The following is a 25,191-nucleotide window of genomic DNA, read 5'->3' as shown; positions in this document are numbered from 1 at the left end:
ATTAACTAAGTATGTTATAATAATCCAATAACCAAACCAAAAGTGGAGGATCATCACCATGCAGCAGCGCGGCACATTCCAATTAATGAAATCCGTCAATAAATCGATTATTTTAAATAAAATCCGCACCGCGGAACCGATCTCCAGGGCACAGATCGCCAAGGAAACAAGCCTGACGCCCCCAACGGTCAGCAGCATCGTCAAGGAGTTGCTGGAGGAGGGCTTGGTCAGGGAAAGCCAGCTTGGCGAATCGAGCGGCGGCCGGAAGCCGACGATGCTGCATATCAACAGCGGCGCTTTTTTTGTGATTGGCGTCGATGCCGGACCGGAGACCGTAGAGGCCGTGCTGACCGACTTAACGGGCGAAATCCTGCAGCGTTCGAAACAAAAGCTGGAAAAACCGCTAAACAATGAAAAGTTCATCGATATTCTTAAACACAATATCCACCGCATTCTCGCAGCGCCCGGCCTCGACCAAACAAAAATCATCGGCATTGGAGTCGCCATGCATGGCGTCGTCGATGTGGAGACGGGCATGTCGCTTGTAGCTCCCAACCTGAACCTTAAAAACGTTCCAATCAAACAGGCACTTGAAAAGGAATTCAACATTGCGATAAAAGTCGAAAACGACGCGCGGGCGATGGCATTGGGTGAATCATGGTTCGGCGGCCATGGCGAGGCCGATAGTATGGTTGCCGTCAACATCGGCCGGGGTGTCGGAGCCGGTGTCGTCATGAACGGCAAGCTGTACCATGGCGCCCAGGGAATCGCCGGCGAATTCGGCCATATGACGATTGACCTGAACGGCAGCATCTGTGAGTGCGGCAATCCAGGCTGCCTGCAGACTTTCATCAGCGGGGCGTCCATCGCGGAGCGGGCGCAGGGGAGGGTGGGAGACGGAGCCCCTTCCACCGGACGGGAAGTGTTTGAACTCGCCCAAGAAGGACACGAGGCCTCCATTCAGCTGCTTCAGGAAACCGGCAGAATCATCGGCATCGGCCTGACCAATCTGGTCCATCTTATCAATCCCCGTAAAATTGTCCTTGGCGGCGGCGTGATGAAAAGCGAGGCCTTCCTGATGCCTGCCATTCTTGAAACCATCAGGCAAAGGGCGCTGACCCCCGAGGTGCGCCAAACAAGCATCTCGGTCACAAGGCTTGGCGAAGACGCGACACTAATGGGGGCCGTCGCGCTGCTGCTCGTGGAATTGTTTGACCCAATCTAAAAGGGCGGAACCAATCGCGGTTCCGCCTTTTTGCCTGTATTCCTAGTCTTCCACACCAAACCCAAACACGGTCTGCTGTTTATATTTTTCGCCAGCCTTCAGGATGATGCCCGGGAATCCTTCATGATGCAGCGAGGCAGGGGAACCCTGGGTTTCAAAGCAGACGCCCAGATGCTTGCGCGATGGGCCTTCTGCCAGTTTCATGCTGTCATCAAGGGAATTGCCTGTATACATCACCATGCCAGGCTGCGTGGTTTTCACTGTCATGATCCGGCCGCTGCGAGGCTCGGCAACAACTGCATCGAACTCTTTTTCCTTGTCGAAAATGAAATAATGGTCATAGCCGCTTCCGGCAATCTTATTTTGGCCGTACTCATCGTTAAAGCCGGCACCCAGCACGCGGCCTGCACGGAAATCAAACGATGTCCCTTCCACAGGCACCTTTTCCCCCGTAGGAATCAGCTCTTCGTCCAGTTCGACAAAGGTGCTGCTGTCAAGGACCACCTCATGCTCGTCCACCATCCGTTTCAAGTCGCCGCTCAGGTTGAAGTACGTATGGTTGGTGAGGGTCAGCGGAGTGGTCGCATCACTTACTGCCTCGTAATCAATCGTTAACTTATTTTCATTATCCAGGGTATAGGTCACCGTGACATCGAGGTTTCCCGGATAGCCTCCCTCGCCATCAGGGCTGTGATGGGTCAGCTTCACACCGACGCTTTCATCCGTCTGGAAAGGGTCCATCTTCCAGATAGCCTGATGGAAGGCTCCAGGGCCGCCATGCAGATGGTTCTGCCCGTTGTTAGCCGGCAAGTCATAAGTCTTGCCATCGAGCTCGAAGGAAGCACCCTGGATGCGGCCGGCCACCCGTCCGATGAGCGCGCCGAAGAAATTGGGATCATTCTCATAATCCTCGCAGTCCTTGAAGCTGACCACCACATTTTCAAGGCTGTCGAACCGGCCGGGAGCAATGATTTTTGTGATGATGCCGCCAAAGTCAAGGACACTGACGCACATATTGTTATCATTGGTCAGGGAATATTCCTGCCATTTTCCCAGTATTTGTTTTACTGCAATTTTCATAGCGTTATCCACCTTCATCTAAAGACATCTTTTGTTTACAAATCTTCCCTGTTCAACTCTGCGGTAAACCGTTCAAACGCATCCCGGGTTTTCAGTACACCGGCATCCTCCAGCACTCGCGCAAACTTGCGGCCGAGCTCCTTTTGCAGGATAGCTTCCGCTTCTGTTGCATCTGTCAGTATGCCATACTGGCTTTTCAGCTCTTCTACCCAGTCCTGGTGATAATCCGCCACTTCAGCGCTTTCCCCCAGCAGGTGCTGCTGAATCACAGCCAGCTCATCCTTCAGCCTTGGCGGCAGGACGGCAAGCCCCATCACCTCGATCAAGCCAATGTTTTCTTTTTTTATATGATGCACATCTTCGTGCGGATGGAAAATGCCCATCGGATGTTCCTCGCTTGTACGGTTGTTGCGGAGCACAAGATCGAGCTCGTAAAGGCCATCGCGGCGGCGGGCAATCGGCGTGACCGTGTTATGCGGTGTCCCGCCGGTGAAAGCGAGCACGTCTATGCTGTCATCGGAATAGCTGCGCCATGTTTCCAGAATGTGATTTCCTGCTGAAACCAGACTGCGAATGGAGGTACTCCGCAGGCGGATGACCGACAGCGGCCATTTGACAACCGAAGCCTTGACATCATGATGGGAGGCCAGGTTAAAAGTGAACTCATCCTGGGCCGCCGTCATCGCAAACTCGTAGCGTCCCGCCTGGTAATGGTCATGGCTCAGGATCGAGCCGCCGACAATCGGCAGGTCGGCATTGGAGCCGATAAAATAATGCGGGAATTTCTCCACAAACAGCAGCAGCCGCTCAAACGCCCTTGCATCAATTTTCATGTCGCGATGCTCTTCCGAAAGCAGGATGCTGTGCTCGTTATAGTAGACATACGGCGAATACTGGAGATACCAGTTTTCACTAGCGAGCGGCACTGTAATGATCCGGTGGTTGGCCCGGGCCGGGTGGCCGGTGCGCCCTGCATATCCCTCGTTTTCCTTGCACAGCAAACATTCCGGATAGCTGCCGGTCTGTTTCATTTCCCGTTCGCGGCGGATCTGCTCCGGGTCTTTCTCCGGCTTCGACAGATTGATGGTGATGTCAAGCTGCCCGTAATCGGTATCTGCCTTGTAGGAAATGTTTTTGGCAATCCGGTTCATCTGGATATAGTTGCTGTTTTTGCTTAAGGAGTAAAAATAGTCCGTGGCCGCAGCAGGTGATTCTTCATATTTTTCGTAAAATACCGCATTGACCGCCGACGGCCGCGGCAGGAACACATTCATGATATTGGCTCCGAGCATTTCCTTATCGTCCAGCACATCTTCAATTATACCTTCGTCCACAGCATACTCCACCAGTTTTTCGACAAGGTTTGCAATGGTGTCAACCTTTTTTTTGCTTGTTTCAGGAAACGTTTTCATCCCTAAAAGATGCATCACCTGGTTGCGAACATAAATTTCATCTGTTGTCTCAATCAAACCAGCTTCCAATGCTTTTACTATTAATCCATCAATCAGTCCGTACACCATGGTTTACACTTCCTTCCCGTAGCCTTCTGGGTGCGTGCTATGCCATTTCCAGGCATCCTCAATGATTTTATTGACGGAAGTCCGTGCCGGATTCCAGCCTAGAACTTTCTTCGCTTTATCCGAGCTTGCGACCAGGGTACTCGGGTCCCCGGCACGGCGCGGACCGATTTGTGCCGGTATTTCCTTGCCGGTCACGCTTCTGGCGGCCTCAATCATTTCTTTTACCGAAAAGCCCTGGCTGCTGCCGAGATTGAACACATCGCTTGCGCCGCCTTTTCTCAAGTAATTCAGCGCCAGCAGGTGGGCGTTGATCAAGTCTTCGACATGCACATAGTCGCGGATGCAGGTTCCATCCGGTGTATCGTAGTCATCGCCGAAAATCGTGATATGGGGGCGCTGTCCAAGCGCGGCCTGCAGAATGATCGGCACAAGATGCGTCTCGGGGCTATGGTCTTCACCGATTTCCGCGGTTTCGCGGGCGCCGGCCACATTGAAATAGCGCAGTGCTACATAATTAATGCCATGGGCCTTTTGGGTCCAGGAAATCAGCTTTTCCATTGTCAGTTTTGTTTCGCCGTAAGCATTGGTCGGATTCGTCGGCATGCTTTCGATAATCGGCACAACCCCCGGCTCGCCGTAGGTGGCGGCGGTGGAGGAGAAGACGATGGTTTTAACATCATGCTCGACCATTGCCTGAAGGAGGACCTGGGTGCCATGGACATTGTTGTCAAAGTACTTCAGTGGCTTTTCCATCGATTCGCCGACAAGCGAATTGGCCGCAAAATGGATGACACTATCAATCTTTTCTTTTTGAAAAACAGAAGTAAGGAACTCCGGGCTGCGGATATCTCCTTCATAAAAGGCTGCCTTGGGGTGCACAGCTCCTCTATGGCCCGTTTCCAGATTGTCGATGACCACGACTTCTTCGCCCTGGTCGATTAATTGATAGACTGCGTGGGAGCCGATATAGCCTGCTCCGCCCAACACCAATACGCTCATGTTAACACTCCTCGCTTAGTTCTTTGGCGCCATCCCCGATGGTCGCTGTGTAAAAGGTTGCTTCATAGCCAACTTTTTCACGGTAGATGCTATTCACATTCTTCTGGAAATCTTGCGCTTTATCTCTCTCGACAATCGCAATCGCGCAGCCGCCGAATCCGGCTCCCGTCATCCGTGCGCCAAGGACGCCTTCCTGCACCCAGGCTGCCTGCACGATTGTGTCCAGCTCAAGACCGGTTACTTCATAATCATCTCTCAGCGAAATATGCGATTCATTCATTAGGTTGCCAAATCCTTCAAGATCCTGCTGTTCCAGCTTTTCAAGCGCTTCCAGTGTGCGTGCATTCTCATAGACGGCATGCCTGGCGCGCTTCCGGTTGATTTCATCTACAATCAGGTGCTTATGCTCTTCAAATTGCGCCGGTTTCAATTCTCCCAAACTGGCAACATGCAGTTCTTTTTGCAGGTGAGTTAGCGCGGCTTCGCACTGGGCACGGCGCTCATTGTATTTGGAACCGGCGAGCGTCCGCTGTTTGTTCGTATTCATGACGATGATATAGTGATTCTCCAGCTTGATTGGGGCATATTTGTAGGCCAGTGTGTTGCAGTCCAGCAGAATCCCATGATCTTTCTTACCCATGCCAATCGCGAACTGGTCCATGATGCCGCTGTTGACGCCGATATACTGGTTTTCAACCTTCTGGCCAAGCCTGATCATTTCAATTCGGTCGATAGTTAGTCCAAACAGCTCCTGGATGAGGACGCCTGTTGCCAGCTCGATCGAGGCGGAGGAGGAGAGCCCGGCACCGTTCGGGATATTGCCGTAAAAGAGGATATCGGCCCCGTTTTCAACTTCATAGCCGGCTTCCTTCATATAAAGGAACATCCCTTTAGGATAGTTCGCCCAGTCATGCTTATCGTCATAACCAAGGTTGTCAAGGTCTGTTTCGAGGATGCCGGCATCCGGAAAGTTCAGCGAGTAAAACCGCAATTTCCGGTCATCGCGCTGTGCTGCAAGCGCATACGTTCCAAACGAAAGGGAAGCAGGGAACACATGCCCGCCATTATAATCCGTATGTTCACCAATCAGGTTGATCCGGCCGGGGGAGAAGAAAGTCCTCGGAGCCGCGTCCGTATTGAAAGTTTCCTGGAATGCAAGTTTTAAATTTGGCGTTTTCATTACTGGTATGCCTCCTAAGTGTGTATACTTAGTTAATTAATTTAATTAAGTTAAAACCAGTGTACTACCAACGAGGATTTTAGGCAAGGGAAAAGTGGGGGAAATGGCTGGACTGTTATTTTGGCGGTTACTCTACGGTTTCGGCCAGTTACTCTACGATTCTGGTCCATTACTCGCGAGCTTGCGGCTTTTACTCTACACTTTTGAACTTTTACTCTACGATTTCTGCTTTTTATTCTACAAACACCATATTTTTACAATCCAGTATTCCTTTTTCCAACTCCTCATCCTTTTAAAAAACCCGATTCTCCGCCTTCAAGATGGGTATAGATAGAATAAGGGTCCAGCTTGGACCGTTTTTAAAAAGAAAGGAGAGGTGCAGCATGAATGTTAATACTCAAGTACATTCCTTTTATCTGAAAGACGATGGACAGATTCCAAATAATCCGGATTTGCCGGTGATTGTATATCAGGGCATATTCAATGACAACCCAAATGGAATAGCAGAAACCTTCCAGCGCCACGATTGGGAAGGGTGCTGGACAGGTGAAGTGTTTGAGTACCAGCATTATCACAGCAACTCGCATGAAGTCCTTGGTGTCAAGTCGGGGGAAGCCACGCTTCTTCTTGGCGGCGACAGCGGTGAACGTGTCGAGGTGAAGGAAGGGGATGTCGTGGTCCTTCCGGCTGGAACCGGCCACAAGAAAGTGGAAGGCTCTCCTGATTTTGCCGTGATTGGTGCCTATCCAAAAGGAAGCAGCTCCAATCTGCTGGAAAAAGACCCGGGATCCCGCACGCAGGCCATGCATGAAATCCGCAGTGTACCGGTCCCCGAAAAGGACCCTGTATATGGCGACGAGGGACCATTGCTTCATAAATGGGTGAAATAATAAAAAATCAGAGGAAGAGGCATTTTGCTTCTTCCTTTTCTAATGGCCGATTTTTGAAATAAACTATTTTCAGAATAATCATGACCTTCATGGTAAGATGGTTTTACCCTAAAAAAATGAGGCGAAAGAAAATGACAAATCCCATGCTGAAACATACTCCTGCCTCAGAGCCATGGCGGATGCTGATGTTTTTGCTGCTGGCCCAGCTGCTAGTTGCTTTTGTCGGCCGCAGTGTGGCTCCGCTGGGCATCCTGATCGGATCCGACCTGGAGTTGTCCAAATCCCAGATTGGCATGCTTCCCGCTGCACTCTTTCTCGGGCAGACGATAGCGGCTGTGCCGGCTGGAATGCTGACCGATGCTTATGGATCGCGCAGGCTTCTCGGTGCTGCTGCCATTTGCCTGGGCATCGCTTTTGCGGCGGCGACCCAGCTTGGCCATTTTGCTCTGCTGCTCTTGCTGGTGGCTATTGGAGGGGCGGGTTACGGCTCAATGCACCCAATCACCAACAAGGGCATCATGTACTGGTTTACACTCGAAAAGCGGGGAACGGCTATGGGCATCAAGCAGACCGGCGTCACAGCGGGTGCGGCCCTGGCCGGGCTCATTCTGCTTCCATTCGGCGCGGAATACGGTTGGAGGCCTGTCCTCCTCGGCGCCACCATTTTACTGATGCTTGGGGGAATCCTCTCCTATCTTTTGTACCGGGATCCTCCGGAGCAGACGGTCATGCAAAAAACAAGCGCTGGCGCGACTTTTAAATCCATGTTCCCCCTTTTTAAAAACAAGGCACTAATGCTCGTCAGCCTGAGCGCTTTTGGGCTGAGCGGATCGCAAATGGCCCTGAACACGTATTTGGTGCTGTTCTCACATGAAAAGCTGGGCATATCCCTGTTTCTTTCAGGTCTCCTCCTGGTTATTTCAGAGGTGAGCGGCTCGGCGGGGAGGATTATTTGGGGAGTGGCAAGCGATGTCCTGTTTCGTGGAAATCGCGTGCCGGTTTTGTTGATCATTGCCATTTTGGCGGCGCTGTCAAGCCTCGGAGTGGCCTTTGCTTCCCAGGCTGCCTTCTGGGAAATGGTTCCGCTGATCATCCTGTTTGGCTTCTCGCTTTCAGGATTCAATGGCATCTGGATGAATCTCGCCTCCGAAATCGTTCCACGCGAACAATCCGGCCTCTCGAGCGGCTTCTCCCTTTCACTTGGTTCGCTCGGAGTCATTGCCGTGCCGCCGCTGTTTGGATTTATGGTAGACCGGACAGGAAGCTTCGCCATTGGATGGCTTTTTATCGCCGCCATCATGCTGTTTGTGATCGCCATGCTCAGCTTGCTGGCGGTCAGGGAAAAGAGGAATCGCAAGCCGATAAAAAAGCCCGGTTTTTAAACAACCGGGCTTTTGCCTTTTATCTCTCCTTACACCTGCACTTTTCCCAGCTCCTCATCGCGCAGCACACGCCGGAGCAGCTTGCCGACCGAGGACTTTGGCAGGTCATCGAGGATTTCGACTTCCTTCGGAGCTTTGTAGGCTGCCAGGTTTTCGGCAGCAAATTGCTTGATTTCCTCTATTGTCAAGGTTGAACCGCCCCTTAATTTTACAAAGGCCTTGACGGTTTCGCCGCGGTATTCATCCGGCACGCCGATTACAAGCGTTTCTTCAATTCCCGGCAGGTGGTAAAGAACTTCCTCCACCTCACGAGGGTAGACATTGTATCCGCTTGCAATGATCATATCCTTTTTCCGGTCAAGGATATACAGGAAGCCGTCTTCATCGATCCTGGCAATGTCGCCGGTGAACAGCCAGCCATCCTTGAGCACTTCATCCGTATCCCGCGGGCGGTTCCAGTAGCCTTTCATCACCTGAGGGCCATTGACAATCAATTCGCCGGCTTCACCAATTGGCGCATCGACGATTTCACCTTCCTCTGTTTCAAGCACCACCCTGACAATCGTACTCTGGACCGGGATGCCGATGCTGCCTTCTTTTGCCGGAACAAATGGCGGATTGAAGGCAACGGTTGGGGAGGACTCCGAGAGGCCATATCCATCGCGGATGGAAGCGCCTGTCACATTCTCAAACGCCCGTGCCTGCTTAACTGCCAATGGTGCTCCGCCGCTGCCGACGTAGTGCACCTGGTCAAAGCCTGCTTCCTTCAGCATTTCCGGAGGGAGGCTGTTCAGGGCGAAATACATGGTTGGAACCGCCGCAAAAATGAACGGCTTTTCCCGTTTGACCGTTTCAATCACTTCCCTGACATCAAAGCGAGGCAGGATGATCTGGTTGGCGCCTTCCCTAAAACAGCAAAGGGCCACGCTTGACAGGCCGTACACATGGAACATCGGTAGCACAGTGATTGTCTTAAAGGATTCCGGGACCTCATCACATGTTTTAAAGATAAAGTCGCATACCTGGTTAAAATTGGCCAGGAGGTTGTAGTGAGTCAGCATAACGCCTTTAGGGACGCCGGTCGTGCCGCCTGTGTACTGCAGGATCGCCACATCCTCCAGCGGATCGATGGTGGTTTCGGGAGCATCAAGCGGCACGTGGAGCACTTCTTCAAAATACAGGTCGCCTTCGCCAAGCGCAATTCGTTCGCCGCCCAGTCCAACGGCGATCACCTTTCTAAGGGAGCTGTCTCCCTGGACCTTTTTCACTTTAGGGTAGAGGGCATCAAGGACGAACATATGGGTCGCATCGGAATCTTCCAGAACAAAGGAAATTTCCCGTTCCACGTACATCGGGTTCACTTGTACCGCAATACCGCCAAGCCGGAAAATCGCAAACAGCGTGAAAATGTACTGAGGGCAGTTCGGCAGCATGAGGGCGGCGCGGTCGCCTTTTTTAAATCCGTCTTTATGTAGGGCAGAGGCAAGCCGGTCGACGATCATCTTTGTTTCATTATAGCTCCAGGACCTTCCGTAAAAAGTGAGCGCAGGTTTGTCGCCGAAGCGGCTGACACTGTCTTCCAAAAAATCGTACAGAGATTCATGCTTGACGCTGACATGCTCATCCACTCGGTGATCATAAAACTTCAACCAAGGCTTTTGCAGATTTTCCATCCTAACAACCTCCTAAAATATGATAAACCCTCTCCGCTATTGGCGAATTCATTTACATTATTGATAGGATGGAGTTTTTTGTAAACGCGCGAATGTCGACACAATCCTGCATATCTCCGCTGATTTCTCCCGCCACGAGAGCTGGAAACCCAATCTTTCGGGGAGTCAACAGGAGGAAGCCCTCGAATCCTGTCACAATGCATGGACTTGTTCACAAATTGTTAACAGAATATTGTGGATAATATGTGGACAAAATGTGGCAAGCACTGCATATGTCCATAAGGATTTCGTCCATTTTATGAACACGTTTGTGTTGTTTATCCTCCTGGAAGTATTGATGATATAATAGGGGAAGTTTACAGCAGAAAGGAACCATTCGCATGAGGAAAATGTTAGTAATATGTGCGTCTTTGATGTTGCTGCTAAGCGGGTGTGCCAATGGGACAAGCGAAGATCAGACGATTTATATAGCGGCCGCTTCGGACCTGACGCATGCCCTGACAGAGATAGGGGAAGGGTTCACGGATAAAACCGGGGTCAAAGTGGAATTCACTTTCGGCTCCACTGGATTGCTGACACAGCAGATTAAGAAGGGAGCTCCTTTTGACCTGTTTGCGGCAGCGCATGAATCCTATATAGAAGATTTAATAGAAACAGGTGCAGTAATCCCTGATTCGAAGGAATACTATGCCATTGGCAGATTGGTGATGATGGGCAAGAGTGAAAAACTGGACAAGGAGTATCTATTAAGTTCAGAGGTGAAAACCATTACCATTGCCAATCCTGAGCATGCCCCTTATGGGAAGGCCGCAAAGGAGGCGCTGCAAACGTGGGGAATTTGGGAAGAGATCCAGCCTAAATTGGTATTCGCCGAAAATATCCGGCAGGCGTACCAGCAGGTGGAATCGGGGAATGCCGACGTCGGAATTGTCGCACTCGCGTTAATGCCGGGCAGCGACTTCCCTCATGAATTGATCGATGACAGCACACATGAGCCAATCGTACAGGCTTTGGGCATTCCGTCGCAGACAGAGAAAGAGGAATCCAGCAGGAAGTTCTCGGAATATATGCTGAGTGAAGAAGGGCAGGAAGTGCTGCGGAAATATGGATTTGATCTGCCATAATGGAGGCCATCCTTAGTCCTTTATATTTGACCCTGAAGATTTCCACAATCGCAACGCTTTTCGCTTTTATTCTTGGAATCCTGTTTTCATGGTGGTTTGCTTTTAATAAAAACCGTCTGACGGATTTTCTGTCCATTCTGGTGACGATTCCGCTCGTCATACCGCCGACGGTGCTTGGCTATTATCTGCTCGTCGTGCTTGGACGGGGAAGTTTTATCGGCCAGATGTTCGAAACTCTTTTCGGCGGGCCGCTCATTTTCACCTGGAAAGCTGCTGTGATCGCCGCGACGGTGGCCGCGCTGCCTCTCCTGATCAGGCCGATTCAGGCAGCATTCGAGTCCATCTCTTCTGATGTCCTCGGAGCGGCTGAGCTGGACGGAGCCAACAGGCTTCAATTATTGCTGTTCATCGTCATCCCGCTGGCTTATAAAGGCGTGCTCGCCGGGCTGGTGCTGGGCTTTGCCAGGGCGATGGGCGAGTTCGGAGCCACCCTGATGGTGTCCGGAAACATCCCGGGCAAGACGCAGACCCTTTCGATTGCCATCTATGACGCCGTACAAGCCAACCGGATGGACGATGCCAACCTGATGGTCCTCATCTTGAGCGTCACGACGGTTTTGTTTTTATACATGATTCATCGATGGTTCAGATAAAAAGCTTTTATGTAAAAAGGCAGCGGAAGCCCGCTGCCTTTTTCTGCTTTTATTTATTTTTCCTCTCTTTGCCCCCGTGCTCTTCGTCATAGGCCATCTCCTTCGTCGCCTTTTTGAATTCCTTTATGGAGCTCCCGAAAGACCGGCCAATCTCAGGCAGTTTGGAAGGGCCAAAAACAATCAGGGCGAGGATGAGGATGAGGATAAGTCCGGGAATCCCGATGTTTTGCAGCATGCAATCACCTCCTGTAGGACCGTACCCTGATCGGGCATGTTCAAACAGGGAGCCTCTGCTTTAGGCAACCTATACGGTTTTGTCTTAAGGGTGCTGAGATTTGTCGTAAGCCGCGCTGATTTGTCGAAAGAACACMAAGTATCGTCGTAAAGCAGAGGACTTTGTCGTAAAACAAGAAGAGTGCGTCGTAAGCGGGCCGCCAGCCCAGGCATTTGTCGTGAAACGCTCCAGTTTTGTCGTAAGCCGCGCTGATTTGTCGTAAGAACACCAAGTATCGTCGTAAAGCACTGAAACTTTGTCGTAAAACAAGAAGAGTGCGTCGTAAGCGGGCCGCCAGCCCAGGCATTTGTCGTAAAGCGCTCCAGTTTTGTCGTAAAAGACCTTGGATTTGTCGTAAGAGCACCCAGTTTCGTCGTAAAGCAAGAAGAGTGCGTCGTAAGCGGGCGGCCAGCCCAGGCATTTGTCGTAAAGCGCTCCAGTTTTGTCGTAAAAGACCTTGGATTTGTCGTAAGAACACCAAGTTTCGTCGTAAAGCCCCGGAACTTTCTCGTAAAGCACCAGCCCATTCTCGTAAAGCACCAGCCCCTTGTCGTAAAGCAAAGGATTTTCCTCAAAACTACAAATCCACAATCAGAAAAAGTCCCCACTCAAAAGTGCATTCTTCAGCTTTTCCTTCGCGCCGGTCCGCCAGCCTTTGACGGTGGAGGGCGATACATTTTCGATGACGGCGATCTGCCTGATTTCGAAACCTTTCAAACAATGGTATAGCACCCATTTAGTCTGGTTTTCGGTCAGCCGGGCGCGCTGGCAGTATGCCAGGAGGATATCTTCCTCGAGCGGGCACGGTATCCCTTCATCCGCAATGCCCAGCCACCACTCTTCATCCACGCCCGCCGTCAGGCTGTCATGTTTATTGGCTGCTGTCAGTTCGGTCATAAGCCTTCCTTTTATAAACAGGTAGGCGTAACTGGAAAATTTGCCTTTTTGCGGATCAAAGTTGTTGTGTGCCTCCCATAAGCCGATCAGGCCATGCTGGTAATACTCGTCCTTGTTTTTATAAATGTGCAAGGACTGGATAATTTTATGGATCATCGGTGCATACTGCGTTGAGAGCTGGTCGAAGCTTTCCATTTCTGAATCCCTTCAGAAAGCGCGCTTTGCATTTGTATTCCCGGGTACATTTACCATATAGGGAATTGTGAGTTCCATCGAATCGCCGTTGTTCAAATTTGAGGCCAAAAAGAAGGCGAAAACGTCCATTTTAGGGGTCAAATTTGAATTTTAACGCTAAAAATTGCATTTTCGCTTCATTTTGCTGTGATTTTTAAGAGTAGAATGGATAAGACGGAATCTAAAATGGAGAGGAGCTGGAACATGTCTGGCCAGTCTTTTTATTTCAAAGGAATAGATGGAAAGAAAATTTATGGAGTCAAATGGGTGGCTGAGGAAAAGCCGCGGGCGCTGCTGCAGATTGCCCACGGCATGGCGGAGCATATCGGGCGCTATAGCGAGTTTGCGGATATTCTCGTAAGCCGTGGCGTCCATGTATATGGAAACGACCATCGCGGCCATGGCCATACAGCGACAAGTGAAGAAGACCGCGGCTATTATGGGGACGAAAACGGGTTTGAAACAGTCGTCCACGATATGAAAGAGCTGACAGGTATCATGCAAGAGGATTATCCTGACATTCCCGTCTTCCTGCTTGGACACAGCATGGGCTCCTTCCTGTCAAGGCGGTATATCCAGCTTTATGGGGAGGAGCTCGCGGGGGTGATTTTTACCGGAACAGGAGGACACCCGGGATTACTTGGGAAGGTCGGCCATTATCTTTCTGCCCGCGAAGCACGAAAGCAAGGGAGGCGGACGCCGAGCAGATTGATGAATGCTCTCACGTTCGGATCCTACAACAAGGCCTTTAAGCCAAACAAGACGGAGTTCGACTGGCTGAGCCGCGATGAAAGGGAAGTAGAGAAATACATTCAGGACCCGCTATGCGGCGGCATTTTCACGGCGGGCTTTTTTGAGGATTTCCTTAAGGGGCTGCTATCGGTCTATGACGAGGATGACTCCATTCCGAGACAGCTGCCGGCATTTTTTTTATCAGGCGACAAGGACCCGGTTGGGAAAAATGCGAGGGGCGTCCTGCAGAGCAGCGAAAAGCTCCGGTCTGCCGGGCTAATCGATGTCAGCTGCAAATTTTATCCGGGTGCCCGCCATGAAATCCTCAACGAGACCAATAAAGAGGAAGTGTATGACGATATCCTGGAGTGGATTGCTTCCCGTGCCAGCAGCACGGAATAAACGAAAAGAGAGGATGCCCTGCATTGGGCATCCTCTCTTTTATTCAGTGTTAACCACTGAATGAAGCTTCACTTTATCAATGAAACGCTATCTTGCACCAGATGAGCGTCCTCTGATCAGGTTCACGACGAAAATAATCGCGGCAATGATAAGAAGAACATGGATGATGCCTCCGGCGATATCAAAAATGAGGCCAAGCACCCACAGGCCGAGCAAAATGCTGATTATAGTCCAAAGCATTTTGAATTCCTCCTTCCTGCTTCATGTCTTACAGATATATTACCCAAAATAGGCGGAGAACAAACGGACAATCTGTACGATTCCAATGCCGCCGTGGTGAAAATTGACCACCTTTGTATTATAGTGAAACTAAGAATTTTCGGGATTTAGGAAAGGCTTCAGAAAGGGAGAGAAGGCATGGGCAAATACCAGGCGTTAAAAAACCTATATGAAAGCAATATGACCGTGGACAGCATCGCGGAAGCACTGGTTGTGTGCGATGTTGCTGATGATGCAGCAGCTGTCAAAATGCAGCTGGAAGAGCGGAATTATGATGTGATTGGTGTTGGGGAAGGAAATGAGGTCATCGGATTTGTCGAAAGGGCGGATCTGGGGACCGGGGTTATTGCCGACTATGTGAAACCATTTTTGATGCGGGACATCCTAACGAATTCCACGCCGCTCATCCAGTTTCTGCATATTTTTAAAAACCGGTCACGCATCTTTGTTTTGGAGCAAAATAAGGTGACTAAGCTGATTACCTCTGCTGATTTGCAGAAGCCGCCAATCAGGATCCTGATTTTTGGCTATATTACCCTGCTTGAAATGAACCTGGGGGAGCTCATCACTCAACAATTTCCGGACCAGTCATGGAAAGCGCTCATCAGTGAAGGCCGTCTTCAGCTGGCGCAAAACCTGTACCATAAAAGGCTGGATAAGAATGAAGACATCAGCCTGGTTGAGTGCCTGCAGATCAGTGACAAGCTGGAAATCATTAAAAACGATGAGTTCCTGTTTCAAAGGTTCGGCCTGGCTTCCAGAAGCCAATGGAAAAGAACCTCCGGAAAGATCCGGGACTTGCGTGACCGGATTGCTCATTCCAACGAATTGGGGATTAGCATGACATGGGAGGAAATCATCGGCATCCTTGAAGATTGCGAACATGTTTTGGAGGTCAGCGAAGCGCTGCTGGCTGAAGGGGGAAGAACATAAAAAAAGAGGAGCCTGCACGGCCCCTTTTTTGTGATATTAATTTCCTGCCCATTTTGTAACCACGATGGTAGTGCCGGCACCGGGACAGGATTCGATTTCGAACTCATCGGCGATATTTTTCACGCCGCTTAAGCCCGCGCCCATTCCCTGGGAGGTCGTGTATCCTGGTTCCATTGCCTTATTGATATCCTGAATTCCCGGTCCCTCATCCTTGGCCACGATTTTGATGCCTGCTTTGCCCTGGTGATGGGCAGTTTCAATCACAATTTCGCCCAGCTTGGCATACAGGTAGATATTGCGGGCCAATTCGGAGACAATGGTTTTAATCCTCACCTGGTCGACCATGCTGAATCCCAGCTTTTGGGCAATATCCTTTCCATCCTGCCTTGCTTTGCTGATATCAAGGGTTGAAGTGATTTTTATCGTTGTGCTGGCTTCCATACGCTTCCCTCCAGGCCATTTGCGACTTAATTGTGTAAAGGAAATACTGTGAAAAAATACACTTGGACTGGGGGACGATGGCTCCTGGGCAGTAAAAAAGTGGCTTGGCCGCCACTTTTTTGTTTATATTCTCTTTGCGCCAACGTAGCGGGCTTTCCAGTATGAATTGCTTAGATTGTCAATAGCAACACCCTTGGATGTGGTGGCATGAACCATTTGGCCATTGCCAATATAGATTGCTACATGAGTTACTTTCTTGCCGCCGGCTGTCGCATAAAACAACAGATCCCCAGGAGATAGTGAAGCAACGCTTGTCCCTTTTGTATACATCTCGGCCGCGGTGCGCGGAAGAGTCTTACCTGCCTGCTTGAAGGAGTAGGAAACAAGTCCTGAGCAGTCAAAGCCTTTTGGCGTATTGCCGCCCCACAGATATTTTACGCCCTGGTTGCTTTTCGCAACGGAAATGGCCTTGGAGCGATAGTCTGTACTAAAGGAAGCAGTTGTTGCTTTTGCTGCCGGCTTCTTGGCAGTTGCTGTTGCGATTGTCTTCTTTGGTGCAATATATTTTGAACTTACATATCCTTTTTTTCCATTGGCTGTTATATGAGCCCAGCCCTTTGATTGGGAGTGGACAGTCATTTGCTGATTCTTTTTGAGCTTGGTCACTACGGCAGCTTTGGTTGATGCCGATTTCCGTACATTAAGATTGCCAGAGTCGATTTTTGCAATATAAAGGGATCCAGAGGCAGAAGCTTTTTCCAATGACGGTGCGGCAGTAGTTACTAGGGTGAAAAGCAATAAAGCTGCTAGGATTCTCTTAAACAAGTTTGTATACCCCCGATTGCTAGATGTTAAACATAGTATATAGCGGGGGCGGTTACAAACGAATAACAGGAAAATTACGTTTATATTACAAAAAGTGACAGCTATTCCTTCTTCTATTACATTATTGCCCGGGAAACGTGTCAAAGAATGATAGTTTTCCAGGAAAAGGCGGCTCCTGCAGTGTTCCAGGAGCCGCCTTTGTGCGTAATTATCCCTGATTTTTTTCGTTTACTGGGATTTTTGTCATTTTTACTTGTTTGATGCGGTGGTCCTCAACAAGGGTGACGGTCACTTCCAGATTGTCATGCACAAAACTTTCACCGTTTTCGGGGATATGGCCAAGCTCCTTGAAAATAAAACCGGACACAATATCGGCTTCTTCGGGGATATTGGTGTTGAAAATTTGGTTCAGCTGCCTTAGCGGCAGGTTTCCGTGACAAAGGATATGGGTGTTGGTGATTTCATCGACAAGAATTTCGTCTTTTCCGCTGTTGATTTCCTGGCCAATCATCACCTCGATTATGTCTTCAGTCGTTATCATGCCCCGGGTACCACCGAAGACGTCGACGACTACGGCCATTTGCTGCTTCTCCTTCAGCATCATTTTGAACACTTTTTCAACAGAGGCGGTTTCGACAACAAACAGCGGATGGTCGCAGAAGTCCTCGAGGGTCTTCTCGGGATGGAGGGACCATTCCGGCAGCTTTCTTGCCGAAAAGCTGCCGACAATGCTGTCCATTGTTTCTTTAAAAACCGGCATGCGGTCATGCCCTTTCTCAATGATGATGTCGCGGGCCTCCTCATAGGTTGCATCATGGGGAATCGCGGTAATGTCAAGGCGCGAAGTCTTCATGGCGTCAAGCACATTACGGTTGTAAAATTCGATGACACCGCGGATCCGCTTGGCTTCCTCTTTTTCAAACGTGCCCTCGACAGATGCGATTTCGACCATCGTTTTCAGTTCTTCGCGTGAAAAGGACGTTTTTTCTTCATTTCCTTTTGAAATGATCCTGATCAGGATGTCCGTGAATTTTGACAGCAGCCAGGTTAACGGTTGAAGGATCCACACCAGCCAGCCGATAACCGGTGCTACCAGATAGGCCATCCGGTCGGCGAACGTCGCGGCGATGGATTTTGGCGTTACCTCGGCGAAAATGATCAAGGCAATCGTGACGAGCCCGGTGGCGATTCCAACATTGAATCCATAATCCAGAGCTACMATGGTCACAAGGGTAGGAAGCAATACATTGGTGATATTGTTGCCGATCAGGATGCTGGTAATCATCCGGTCAGGCTTGGAAACAAGGTCAAGCAGCTTTTTCGATTTCCTGTCTGTGGCCGCTCTTGACCTGAGCTTCATGCGGTTCACCGCCGTCAGCGCCGTCTCGCTTCCCGATAAAAAACCGGAGATCAGAATAAGAATGAAAATGACAACAAACATAAACAAGCAAATCTCCTCCCGAACTGATTACTTGTTTCCCATTACCCTGTTTCCCCAGGGCTCATGCATAGCGGTCAGCAAAGGGGTCAGGCACTCTGCGGGGGAGTATCGCATCAGCGCATTAACGCACCGGGGGTCAGGCACCGTTTAGTGCTTTAGCGGGGTGATGTTTACGGTGCTGCTTCTTGTGTTGTGGGGTGGGATTGTTTAAAATGGAGAGGTGCGATTTCTGTGACTGACCGGTTGGTCACAATGGTTCGGGATGAAACTTTTGGGACATCCTGTGCGTAATAGGATGCGTAGCTTTGTTTTTGGGCTTCTATATATACGAGGCTTTTGAAGTAGACTGTAGACTGATCCGGCAAAATTGCTGGAATACATTATTGCCAGTTTGGGAGAGGAGAATTCCTTACATGAGAAAATTGCTTTACGGTGCAGCGGCCGTCATGCTGATGACAACCCTGGCTGCATGTACAGAAAAAGATACAGAAGATACAGCGGAAGAAACGAGGGTGGCTGCCGTTGAGGTGGCGGAGGCGAAAGAAGGCGGGCTGTCCATCGACCGTTCCGTTTTCGGACGCACCTCGCCAAACAGTTCGTCCCCGGTGATGCTTCAGATGGGCGGGGAAGTAGATTCGCTCGAGGCAGCCAATGGAGATGAGGTGGAGAAAGACGACATCATCGCGAGAATCTCGACACCGGCCGGAAAGCAGACAGTACGTGCTCCCAAGGACGGAGAGATTGCGAATTTGAACGTATCGGAGGGCGATATGGTCTCCAATGAAGAACCGTTTGCGATTGTGGCCGACCTGGAAACCATGAAGCTTGAATTTACCGTTACAGCCTCGCTCCGCAGCCTGTTTTCTGTCGATGACCAGCTGAAGGTCACGATAAATGGCAAGGAATACGAAGCGAAAGTGACGTCAATCAGCACGATGCCAAACGATACGGGCTTGTACCCGATCAAAGCCACAGTGGAAAATGAAAAAGGAGAAATCCTGCCTGGCATGGTAGCAGAATTGTCTGTTCCCGAACAGCAGGTCGACGAAGCGGTTCTTGTACCGACAGCAGCGATTGTCGAAGAGAATGATGAAACCTTTGTCTACCTCGTAAAAGATGAGAAGGCCGTCAAACAGCCTGTAACCATTTTGGCGACCCAATCAGCTGAGACGGCGATTGAAGGCGAGATCAAGAAGGGCGACCAGCTCGTTGTCACAGGCCAGCTAACCCTCTCGGATGGCTCTGCCGTCAACGTGGTGAAAGGGGAATAACCGGTGAAGCTAGTCGAAACCTCTGTCAAACGTCCAGTTGGCGTCATCATGATTGTGCTCGCCATTATTGCCCTCGGAATTGTATCAGTCAGAAATTTGGCGGTCGACCTTTTCCCTAAAATCGACCTGCCAGTGGCCGTCGTCGCGACAAGCTATCCCGACGCCGCCCCGGAGGATGTTGAAAACCTGGTCAGCCGGACCCTTGAATCGGCGGTCAGTACAGTAGAAGGGATTGACACGATCCAGTCCCAGTCGCAGTCCGGTTCCTCACTCGTCATTATGATGTTCAAGAACTCCGTGGACCTAGACCAGGCCCTCCTTGATGTCCGTGAAAAGATCGACCAGGTAAGGCCGATGCTGCCAGAACAGGCAGGAGACCCAAGGATCATGCGGTTCAGCCCGGAAGCACTGCCGGTCATGTATATCGGCATTACCGGAAACAGTGCCGAAAAGCTGACGGAGATTGCCAATGAGCAGGTCGTCCCTTATTTTGAGCGCCAGACAGGTGTAGCTTCCGTCACCGTGGAAGGAGCAAGGCAGCGGGAAATCCAGCTGCATCTAGATCCGGCTCAGCTTCAGCAGCATGGCCTCAGCTCGCAGACCATTGTCCAGGCACTGAACGCAACGAACCGTTCAGGCTCCATCGGGACGATTGAAAAAGGGAACCAGGATCTGCAGCTCAGGATAAAAGGCGATATACAGTCCGTTGAGGATATCGCCAATACGATTATCCAGACGCCGGCAGGAGCGACCGTCCTGATCAAGGATATCGCCGAAGTCCAGGACACATTCAAGGAGTCCTCTTCCACGGCATTGGTAAACGGCGAGCCGTCGCTTGTATTGTCTGTCATGAAGCAAACAGATGCCAATACGGTGGCCGTAGCGGAAACTGTCCGGGACAGCTTCAAAGGCCTTGAAGATGAACTTGCCGGCAATATCGAGCTGAAAGTGCTGATCGATACATCGGAATTCATTACAATGTCGATTGACTCCGTCGTCGATAACATCCTTATCGGCGGCGCGATCTCGGTGTTCGTGCTGCTGCTGTTTTTAAACAGCGTCCGTGCGACACTGGTGATTGGCCTGTCGATTCCAATCGCTTTGATTTCTACCTTTGCGCTCATGTATTTCACCGGCCAGACATTGAATGTATTGACGCTTGGCGGTCTTGCGCTTGGAGTCGGGATGATGGTCGACAGCTCGATCGTTATTCTGGAAAACATCTATTCCTATCGAAAGCAAGGCTACAGCCTTAAGGAAGCGGCCACTAAGGGTGCGTCTGAACTGGCGCCGGCCGTTATCGCTTCAACACTGACGACGCTGGTCGTCTTCCTGCCGATGGTGTTCGTCGATGGAATCGCCGCCGACCTGTTTATGCCGCTTGGCATGGCCGTGGCCTTTTCCCTGCTGGCATCGCTTGTTGTCGCCGTCACGCTTGTGCCGATGCTGTCATCCAAGCTGCTGTCAAAAGCGATGGAAGGCCACGGACGCCGTTCCTGGTTCGACTCCTTCCTGGGCTGGACCCGGGACAAATATGGCAATGGCCTCAAAGGCGTCCTGCGGTGGCGCAAAACGACCATCTTTGTCACGCTGCTTTTAATCGGCGGAAGCCTTGCGCTGATTCCGTTCATCGGGGCGGAATTCATGCCGGCAGCCGACCAGGGGCAGGCGCAGATTACAGTGGAAACAGCGCCTGGAACAAAGTCCGAATATACGCTGCAGATTGTCGAGCAAGTAAATGAAGTCATTTCCAAGTATGAAGATGTTATTGAAGTCAGCTATGTGACAGTCGGCGGAGGCGGATTTGGCGGCCAGCCAGGCTCCAGCAACCAGGCAACCTATACTCTTATGCTTACTCCAGCCGGCGATCGCGACCGGTCCACCACCCAGATTGTCCAGGAGATGGATAAAGAGTTCCAGCTTATCGCCGGGGCCGAAATCACGGCCAGCTCCATGGATGGGGGCATGATGAGCATGGGTGACCCGATCCAGATCCAGCTTAACGGCCCGGAACACGAAATCCTGAGGGAGCTTGCGGAAGAAGTCGTGGCGGAAATTTCCACGGTGGAAGGCGTCTTTAACCCGACAAGCGGTGCATCGGAAGGCATTCCGCAGATGAATGTCGTGATCGATGAAGGCAAGGCAGCTGTCTACGGGCTGACCCAGGAACAAATCATGGGGCAAATCCAGATGCAGTTCACCGGCCAGGTTGCCACAAGATACCGTGAAAAAGGCCAGGAGCTTGACATCACGCTGATCTATCCGGAAGACCGCCGCACGACCATCAGCGACCTGCAGGATGTGAATATCCAGACGCCGGCTGGCGCGGTGGTGCCTCTTGATGAAGTGGCCGATTTTGTGGAAATGCAGGGTCCGGTGTCACTGAACAGGCAAAATCAGCAGCCGCAGATTAATGTGACAAGTGCGATTGCTGATCGCGACCTGAGAAGCGTTTCGACCGATATCGAGAAAAAGCTGGACAGCATGAACCTGCCGGAAGGGTACAGCTACACCATCGGCGGCCAAGCTGCAGACATGGCTGATGCCTTCGGCGACCTTGCGATTGCTTTGGTGTTCTCGATCTTCCTTGTGTATGCCGTCATGGCTGTTCAGTTCGAGAATTTCCTGTATCCGTTCATTATCATGTTCGCCTTGCCGACATCGGTGATTGGTGTACTAGGCGGCTTGTTCATTACCGGAATCCCGCTCAGCATTCCAGGATTCATCGGGATCATCATGCTCGCGGGGATTGTCGTCAACAACTCGATTGTGCTTGTTGACTACATTAATATATTGAGACGGAGAGGAATCGAGAGGGATGAAGCCGTCATCGAAGCCGGGCGCAGCCGTCTGCGCCCAATCCTGATGACTACCCTGACCACCGTTCTTGCGATGATTCCGCTGGGACTGGCGATTGGGGAAGGAGCCGAGATGCAGCAGCCTCTCGCCATCACGATTATTTTCGGCCTCAGTGTTTCCACACTTTTCACGCTTTTCTTTGTTCCGGTCATCTACACCTTATTTGATGATTGGACGGCAAAAGTTACGAGGAGAAGGAAGCGGAAGAATGGAACGGCCACAGTAGAAGAATAGAAAACAGGCAGCCCAGGAAAAAATCCGGGCTGCCTTTTTGAAGGATACGAAGGTATGAATTTTACACTTAGATAACTGTCCAGCTCCAGCGCCTAGCCAGTTTTCATCCTTGAATGAACTTCTTCGAGTATCTTGCGAGAAGCGTAGCTTTGAGCAGCTCGAGTCGCTTGTCTGGCTTTGCCTCCTAGGAGCTCGAGTCGTAAGTCATAATCCTTCAGAAGGCAAACAACGCCTTCCTGCGGATTCTGCCTTACGCTTGTCGCTCCTATACAGTCGGCTCCGCTTTTCTAATTCGGTCCAGCTGTTGGAGTCAAAGAACGACTTCATCAGCTGGCCCTCCAGCGCTTGTCGGGGCTGAGCAAGGCGCTTGCGCTTTTCTTGCACTATTTTAGCGGAACTCTCCATTCATCCTCCACCTCATGGTAGCGGGTGACCGACAGAAGGTGCAGGGTGAGCTCTTCCGGCACTTCGTCCATGCCGTACACTGTCAGGTCGATGGTGGTCTTGTAGCGGCCATTTTCATCTTTCTCATCAAGAATCGAACCGCTGTGGTAGGCGGTATAGTGGTTTCCTTTGTCGTCTTCGAGAAGCCAGGCGCCGAACTCCGATGAAGGAGCCTCCTTGCCGCCTTCCATTTCAATTTTAAAAATTGTTTCCTTTTGGATTGGCAGCAATGCCTTCCTGAGTGAATACCTGCTTTCTTTTGCCGCTTTTTTTACAGAGAGAAAATTGCCTTCATACTCGAGAGACAGCGGGTTCTTTTTCAGCTCTTTCGGCTTGATTTTTACCGTAAAGTCGGCGGGTACAGTTTTGACGACACCATCCAGCACAAAGGTCAGCCTTTCCTCTCCCTTTTGCGGAATAAACGATTCGTTCCATCTCATATGGCCGACTGTGGCCAAATTCTCCCCCATGCCCTGCAGCATGCCGACATCACTGGTATGGCCCTTTCCTTTTAGAAAGGTATTGTGCTGGTAGACGGTTTTGTTTTCTTCATTTTCAAGATGATATTGGATCGCTGTGCCATAGTTCGCAAAGGTGCCGGCCTTTTCCTTGCCGAATCGTTCTTCCAGCCCTTTGATTTGGGCTTCGAATTTACTTCGCTCTTCCTCGGTAAAAGAAGTTTCGTACACGAGTTCATTGGAAGAAGGGGCATACTGGACTTCTTTCATGGCAATGTTCACGCCATGCCGGGAAGTTTCGGTATCGCTAAAGGTAAGGATGGTGGTCGATTTCAGGCTGTCCTTCAGGTCGACCGGCACTTCAAGCTGCCAGGAGCCGTTCTTGCCGTTAAGTTCCGTCAGATCGAATTTTACCGTCAGCTGCTCCAGTTCCTTTTGTTCGCGCAGGGAAAATTCGATCACACCATAATCGTCGGCATTACCCCAGCTCATGCCGGAAACCTCAATCCTTGCCCCTTTTTTGTCAAGGGCATACACTTCATTCTTGCCGTCTTGCAAGTCCAGGTACAAATCCTGCGGTTTGCCTTTTTTATTTAAAATTTGGTAAGACAAGGCAATCCTGGTGGAATCCGCAACGATGTCCTCGACTTTAAAGGTCAAGCCATGATCCTCTGCTTCAAGGTTGACACGATGGGCAAAGCCTTCGTCTGCAGCAAGCCTCAAGCCCTCGTCAACCTGGTCGGTGGAGAATAAGCCTCCAATCCACTGTGCAAAGCTTGGGTTGAGCGAGGATCCGAGACCGATGGCAAGCACGAGCCCGGCCGCTGACAGCATCGTCTTCTTCCACACTTTCTTTCCTGGAGCTGGCAGCACGGCCTTTTTCCATAGCTTCCTGGGGGCTGCTGGCTGTTCATATGGCTGCAGCTGGTTAAGGACGGTGTCGGCAAACTCCTCAGGCAGCTCGGGGCTTTGCAGTGTTTCTTTTAAAAATTGTTCCTCATTGGCGAACGCCTCAAGCAGAAGCTGGCAATGCCTGCAGCTTTGGATATGGGCATGAATTTGTGAACTTTCCTGCTGGGGGAGCAGCGCATCATTATACTGTGACAGTTTATCGGCCGTTGGACAGTTCATGAAAATAGCCTCCTTCGCGCTCGGCGGTATTTCTCAATTTTTTCTTGGCCCGGTGCAGTTTGTTGCGCACATCGGAAAGGGGCAGGTCGGTGATGCCGCTGATTTCGCTGTAGCTTAGCTCGTTGACATAGCGGAGGAGGAGAATCATCCGGTCCTCTTCCGGCAGGGTGAGAAGCAGTTTTTCCAGCTGGCGGTTCTTCTCTTTTTTAAGAAAAATCACTTCGGGATGATGATGGTCCTGTACCATGTCGTCATCCATTTGAACTTGCTTCATTTTATAGCGTTTCTTTCTGAATTCATCCATGCAATGATTGATGGCCACACGGTACATCCAGCTTGAAAACGGTCCATTCCCGCTGTATTTGTTCAGCTGGTGGTATACCTTTATGAAGGCTTCCTGTACCAGGTCCTGGGCATCCTGCGGGTTCCGCGTCATCCGCAGAATCGTCGCATATAAAGGGTTTTTATATTTATTTATGATATGGGCGTAAGCCTTCTTGTTGCCGGCCAGCACCTCCATGATCCACTGCCGCTCCTCTTCCATCTTGACCTCCCGTTTCCATGCTCATGTCTCGTTTTGTCTTTCATTTATCATAACGTGTTTGGCTGG

23 protein-coding genes are annotated in these 25,191 nt (G+C 50.7%); 9 read left to right on the top strand and 14 right to left on the bottom strand.

From position 1 onward, the window contains the following. Positions 1-58 precede the first annotated feature (58 nt). Positions 59-1,225 carry an ROK family transcriptional regulator gene (locus tag ADU22_RS02140; protein WP_053360687.1) on the top strand — a complete coding sequence of 389 codons (1,167 nt, stop codon included), beginning with the start codon at positions 59-61 and terminating at the stop codon, positions 1,223-1,225. A 42-nt stretch (positions 1,226-1,267) separates the two neighbouring features. Here the strand turns inward: ADU22_RS02140 and ADU22_RS02135 are convergent, their stop codons facing one another. The 4 genes from ADU22_RS02135 to ADU22_RS02120 are packed head-to-tail and all read right to left on the bottom strand — an operon-like array spanning position 1,268 to position 6,004. Next, complete coding sequence (locus tag ADU22_RS02135) at positions 1,268-2,305, bottom strand: aldose epimerase family protein (RefSeq protein ID WP_053360686.1); 1,038 nt, start codon at positions 2,303-2,305, stop codon at positions 1,268-1,270. A 35-nt stretch (positions 2,306-2,340) separates the two neighbouring features. Next, positions 2,341-3,825 (bottom strand): UDP-glucose--hexose-1-phosphate uridylyltransferase, encoded by a 1,485-nt coding sequence (gene galT, locus ADU22_RS02130; RefSeq protein WP_053360685.1) that lies wholly within the window; start codon positions 3,823-3,825, stop codon positions 2,341-2,343. 3 nt (positions 3,826-3,828) lie between these two features. Then, complete coding sequence (galE, locus tag ADU22_RS02125) at positions 3,829-4,824, bottom strand: UDP-glucose 4-epimerase GalE (RefSeq protein WP_053360684.1); 996 nt, start codon at positions 4,822-4,824, stop codon at positions 3,829-3,831. Between the two features lies 1 nt (position 4,825). Beyond that, a complete protein-coding gene (locus ADU22_RS02120) occupies positions 4,826-6,004 on the bottom strand; it encodes a galactokinase (RefSeq protein WP_053360683.1) in 1,179 nt (392 codons plus the stop codon). 383 nt (positions 6,005-6,387) lie between these two features. Here ADU22_RS02120 and ADU22_RS02115 point away from each other — a divergent pair, with 383 nt between their 5' ends. Beyond that, positions 6,388-6,894, top strand: coding sequence for a cupin domain-containing protein (locus ADU22_RS02115; RefSeq protein WP_053360682.1), 507 nt, complete (start codon positions 6,388-6,390; stop codon positions 6,892-6,894). Positions 6,895-7,025: 131 nt separating this feature from the next. Further along, positions 7,026-8,276, top strand: coding sequence for an MFS transporter (locus ADU22_RS02110; protein ID WP_053360681.1), 1,251 nt, complete (start codon positions 7,026-7,028; stop codon positions 8,274-8,276). A 29-nt stretch (positions 8,277-8,305) separates the two neighbouring features. Here the strand turns inward: ADU22_RS02110 and ADU22_RS02105 are convergent, their stop codons facing one another. After that, complete coding sequence (locus tag ADU22_RS02105) at positions 8,306-9,949, bottom strand: long-chain-fatty-acid--CoA ligase (RefSeq protein WP_053360680.1); 1,644 nt, start codon at positions 9,947-9,949, stop codon at positions 8,306-8,308. Positions 9,950-10,329: 380 nt separating this feature from the next. Between ADU22_RS02105 and modA the strand changes: the two genes are divergently transcribed. Both modA and modB read left to right on the top strand, forming a co-directional pair. Next, complete coding sequence (gene modA, locus ADU22_RS02100; RefSeq protein ID WP_069187949.1) at positions 10,330-11,073, top strand: molybdate ABC transporter substrate-binding protein; 744 nt, start codon at positions 10,330-10,332, stop codon at positions 11,071-11,073. After that, a complete protein-coding gene (gene modB, locus ADU22_RS02095) occupies positions 11,073-11,726 on the top strand; it encodes a molybdate ABC transporter permease subunit (RefSeq protein WP_053360678.1) in 654 nt (217 codons plus the stop codon). Before modA ends, modB begins: the two co-directional genes overlap by 1 nt. 49 nt (positions 11,727-11,775) lie before the next feature. Here modB and tatA read toward each other — a convergent pair whose 3' ends face one another. The 3 genes from tatA to ADU22_RS02080 form a co-directional block, all read right to left on the bottom strand. After that, complete coding sequence (gene tatA / locus ADU22_RS02090) at positions 11,776-11,961, bottom strand: twin-arginine translocase TatA/TatE family subunit (RefSeq protein ID WP_053360677.1); 186 nt, start codon at positions 11,959-11,961, stop codon at positions 11,776-11,778. Between the two features lie 84 nt (positions 11,962-12,045). After that, the gene (locus ADU22_RS02085; RefSeq protein ID WP_156324298.1) at positions 12,046-12,561 is read right to left on the bottom strand and encodes a hypothetical protein; all 516 of its coding nucleotides are present in this window, start codon (positions 12,559-12,561) and stop codon (positions 12,046-12,048) included. Between the two features lie 30 nt (positions 12,562-12,591). Then, positions 12,592-13,092: a sigma-70 family RNA polymerase sigma factor gene (locus ADU22_RS02080; protein ID WP_053360675.1), complete on the bottom strand. Its 501-nt coding sequence runs from the start codon at positions 13,090-13,092 to the stop codon at positions 12,592-12,594. A gap of 243 nt (positions 13,093-13,335) precedes the next feature. On the opposite strand from ADU22_RS02080, the gene ADU22_RS02075 reads away from it, so the two are divergent. Continuing rightward, entirely contained in the window at positions 13,336-14,265 is a 930-nt protein-coding gene (locus ADU22_RS02075; RefSeq protein WP_053360674.1) for an alpha/beta hydrolase, read from the top strand. Positions 14,266-14,352: 87 nt separating this feature from the next. Here ADU22_RS02075 and ADU22_RS24510 read toward each other — a convergent pair whose 3' ends face one another. Then, complete coding sequence (locus ADU22_RS24510) at positions 14,353-14,505, bottom strand: lmo0937 family membrane protein (protein WP_156183068.1); 153 nt, start codon at positions 14,503-14,505, stop codon at positions 14,353-14,355. A gap of 177 nt (positions 14,506-14,682) precedes the next feature. Between ADU22_RS24510 and ADU22_RS02070 the strand changes: the two genes are divergently transcribed. Continuing rightward, entirely contained in the window at positions 14,683-15,477 is a 795-nt protein-coding gene (locus ADU22_RS02070) for a hypothetical protein (protein WP_053360673.1), read from the top strand. A 36-nt stretch (positions 15,478-15,513) separates the two neighbouring features. On the opposite strand, the gene ADU22_RS02065 is transcribed toward ADU22_RS02070, so the two are convergent. The 3 genes from ADU22_RS02065 to ADU22_RS02055 form a co-directional block, all read right to left on the bottom strand. Continuing rightward, positions 15,514-15,918 (bottom strand): anti-sigma regulatory factor, encoded by a 405-nt coding sequence (locus tag ADU22_RS02065; protein ID WP_053360672.1) that lies wholly within the window; start codon positions 15,916-15,918, stop codon positions 15,514-15,516. A gap of 123 nt (positions 15,919-16,041) precedes the next feature. After that, positions 16,042-16,743 (bottom strand): C40 family peptidase, encoded by a 702-nt coding sequence (locus tag ADU22_RS24075; protein ID WP_156324297.1) that lies wholly within the window; start codon positions 16,741-16,743, stop codon positions 16,042-16,044. A 208-nt stretch (positions 16,744-16,951) separates the two neighbouring features. Further along, entirely contained in the window at positions 16,952-18,184 is a 1,233-nt protein-coding gene (locus ADU22_RS02055; RefSeq protein WP_053360671.1) for a hemolysin family protein, read from the bottom strand. A gap of 413 nt (positions 18,185-18,597) precedes the next feature. Between ADU22_RS02055 and ADU22_RS02050 the strand changes: the two genes are divergently transcribed. Further along, positions 18,598-19,455 (top strand): efflux RND transporter periplasmic adaptor subunit, encoded by an 858-nt coding sequence (locus tag ADU22_RS02050; protein WP_053360670.1) that lies wholly within the window; start codon positions 18,598-18,600, stop codon positions 19,453-19,455. A gap of 3 nt (positions 19,456-19,458) precedes the next feature. Beyond that, positions 19,459-22,548, top strand: a complete 3,090-nt coding sequence (locus ADU22_RS02045) for an efflux RND transporter permease subunit (protein ID WP_053360669.1) — start codon at positions 19,459-19,461, stop codon at positions 22,546-22,548. Positions 22,549-22,931: 383 nt separating this feature from the next. Here ADU22_RS02045 and ADU22_RS02035 read toward each other — a convergent pair whose 3' ends face one another. Beyond that, positions 22,932-24,581, bottom strand: a complete 1,650-nt coding sequence (locus ADU22_RS02035; protein ID WP_053360667.1) for a DUF4179 domain-containing protein — start codon at positions 24,579-24,581, stop codon at positions 22,932-22,934. Beyond that, positions 24,559-25,125: an RNA polymerase sigma factor gene (locus tag ADU22_RS02030; RefSeq protein ID WP_053360666.1), complete on the bottom strand. Its 567-nt coding sequence runs from the start codon at positions 25,123-25,125 to the stop codon at positions 24,559-24,561. Before ADU22_RS02030 ends, ADU22_RS02035 begins: the two co-directional genes overlap by 23 nt. Between the last annotated feature and the right edge of the window lie 66 nt (positions 25,126-25,191).

Source organism: Bacillus sp. FJAT-27251 (genome assembly GCF_001273925.1).
In the GTDB taxonomy this organism is placed as follows: Bacteria; Bacillota; Bacilli; order Bacillales; family Cytobacillaceae; genus Mesobacillus_B.
This window is presented reverse-complemented; position numbering and strand designations above follow the sequence as displayed.

Bases quoted from the DNA above. Each gene is read 5' to 3' on its own strand.
- ADU22_RS02075 (WP_053360674.1), top strand. From the start codon at position 13,336: ATGTCTGGCCAGTCTTTTTATTTCAAAGGAATAGATGGAAAGAAAATT.
- ADU22_RS02110 (WP_053360681.1), top strand. From the start codon at position 7,026: ATGACAAATCCCATGCTGAAACATACTCCTGCCTCAGAGCCATGGCGG.
- ADU22_RS02035 (WP_053360667.1), bottom strand. From the start codon at position 24,581: ATGAACTGTCCAACGGCCGATAAACTGTCACAGTATAATGATGCGCTG.
- modA (WP_069187949.1), top strand. From the start codon at position 10,330: ATGAGGAAAATGTTAGTAATATGTGCGTCTTTGATGTTGCTGCTAAGC.
- ADU22_RS02105 (WP_053360680.1), bottom strand. From the start codon at position 9,949: ATGGAAAATCTGCAAAAGCCTTGGTTGAAGTTTTATGATCACCGAGTG.
- ADU22_RS02030 (WP_053360666.1), bottom strand. From the start codon at position 25,125: ATGGAAGAGGAGCGGCAGTGGATCATGGAGGTGCTGGCCGGCAACAAG.
- ADU22_RS02070 (WP_053360673.1), top strand. From the start codon at position 14,683: ATGGGCAAATACCAGGCGTTAAAAAACCTATATGAAAGCAATATGACC.
- ADU22_RS02080 (WP_053360675.1), bottom strand. From the start codon at position 13,092: ATGGAAAGCTTCGACCAGCTCTCAACGCAGTATGCACCGATGATCCAT.
- ADU22_RS02120 (WP_053360683.1), bottom strand. From the start codon at position 6,004: ATGAAAACGCCAAATTTAAAACTTGCATTCCAGGAAACTTTCAATACG.
- ADU22_RS02115 (WP_053360682.1), top strand. From the start codon at position 6,388: ATGAATGTTAATACTCAAGTACATTCCTTTTATCTGAAAGACGATGGA.
- tatA (WP_053360677.1), bottom strand. From the start codon at position 11,961: ATGCTGCAAAACATCGGGATTCCCGGACTTATCCTCATCCTCATCCTC.
- modB (WP_053360678.1), top strand. From the start codon at position 11,073: ATGGAGGCCATCCTTAGTCCTTTATATTTGACCCTGAAGATTTCCACA.
- ADU22_RS02050 (WP_053360670.1), top strand. From the start codon at position 18,598: ATGAGAAAATTGCTTTACGGTGCAGCGGCCGTCATGCTGATGACAACC.
- ADU22_RS02140 (WP_053360687.1), top strand. From the start codon at position 59: ATGCAGCAGCGCGGCACATTCCAATTAATGAAATCCGTCAATAAATCG.
- galE (WP_053360684.1), bottom strand. From the start codon at position 4,824: ATGAGCGTATTGGTGTTGGGCGGAGCAGGCTATATCGGCTCCCACGCA.
- ADU22_RS24510 (WP_156183068.1), bottom strand. From the start codon at position 14,505: ATGCTTTGGACTATAATCAGCATTTTGCTCGGCCTGTGGGTGCTTGGC.
- ADU22_RS02135 (WP_053360686.1), bottom strand. From the start codon at position 2,305: ATGAAAATTGCAGTAAAACAAATACTGGGAAAATGGCAGGAATATTCC.
- ADU22_RS02065 (WP_053360672.1), bottom strand. From the start codon at position 15,918: ATGGAAGCCAGCACAACGATAAAAATCACTTCAACCCTTGATATCAGC.
- galT (WP_053360685.1), bottom strand. From the start codon at position 3,825: ATGGTGTACGGACTGATTGATGGATTAATAGTAAAAGCATTGGAAGCT.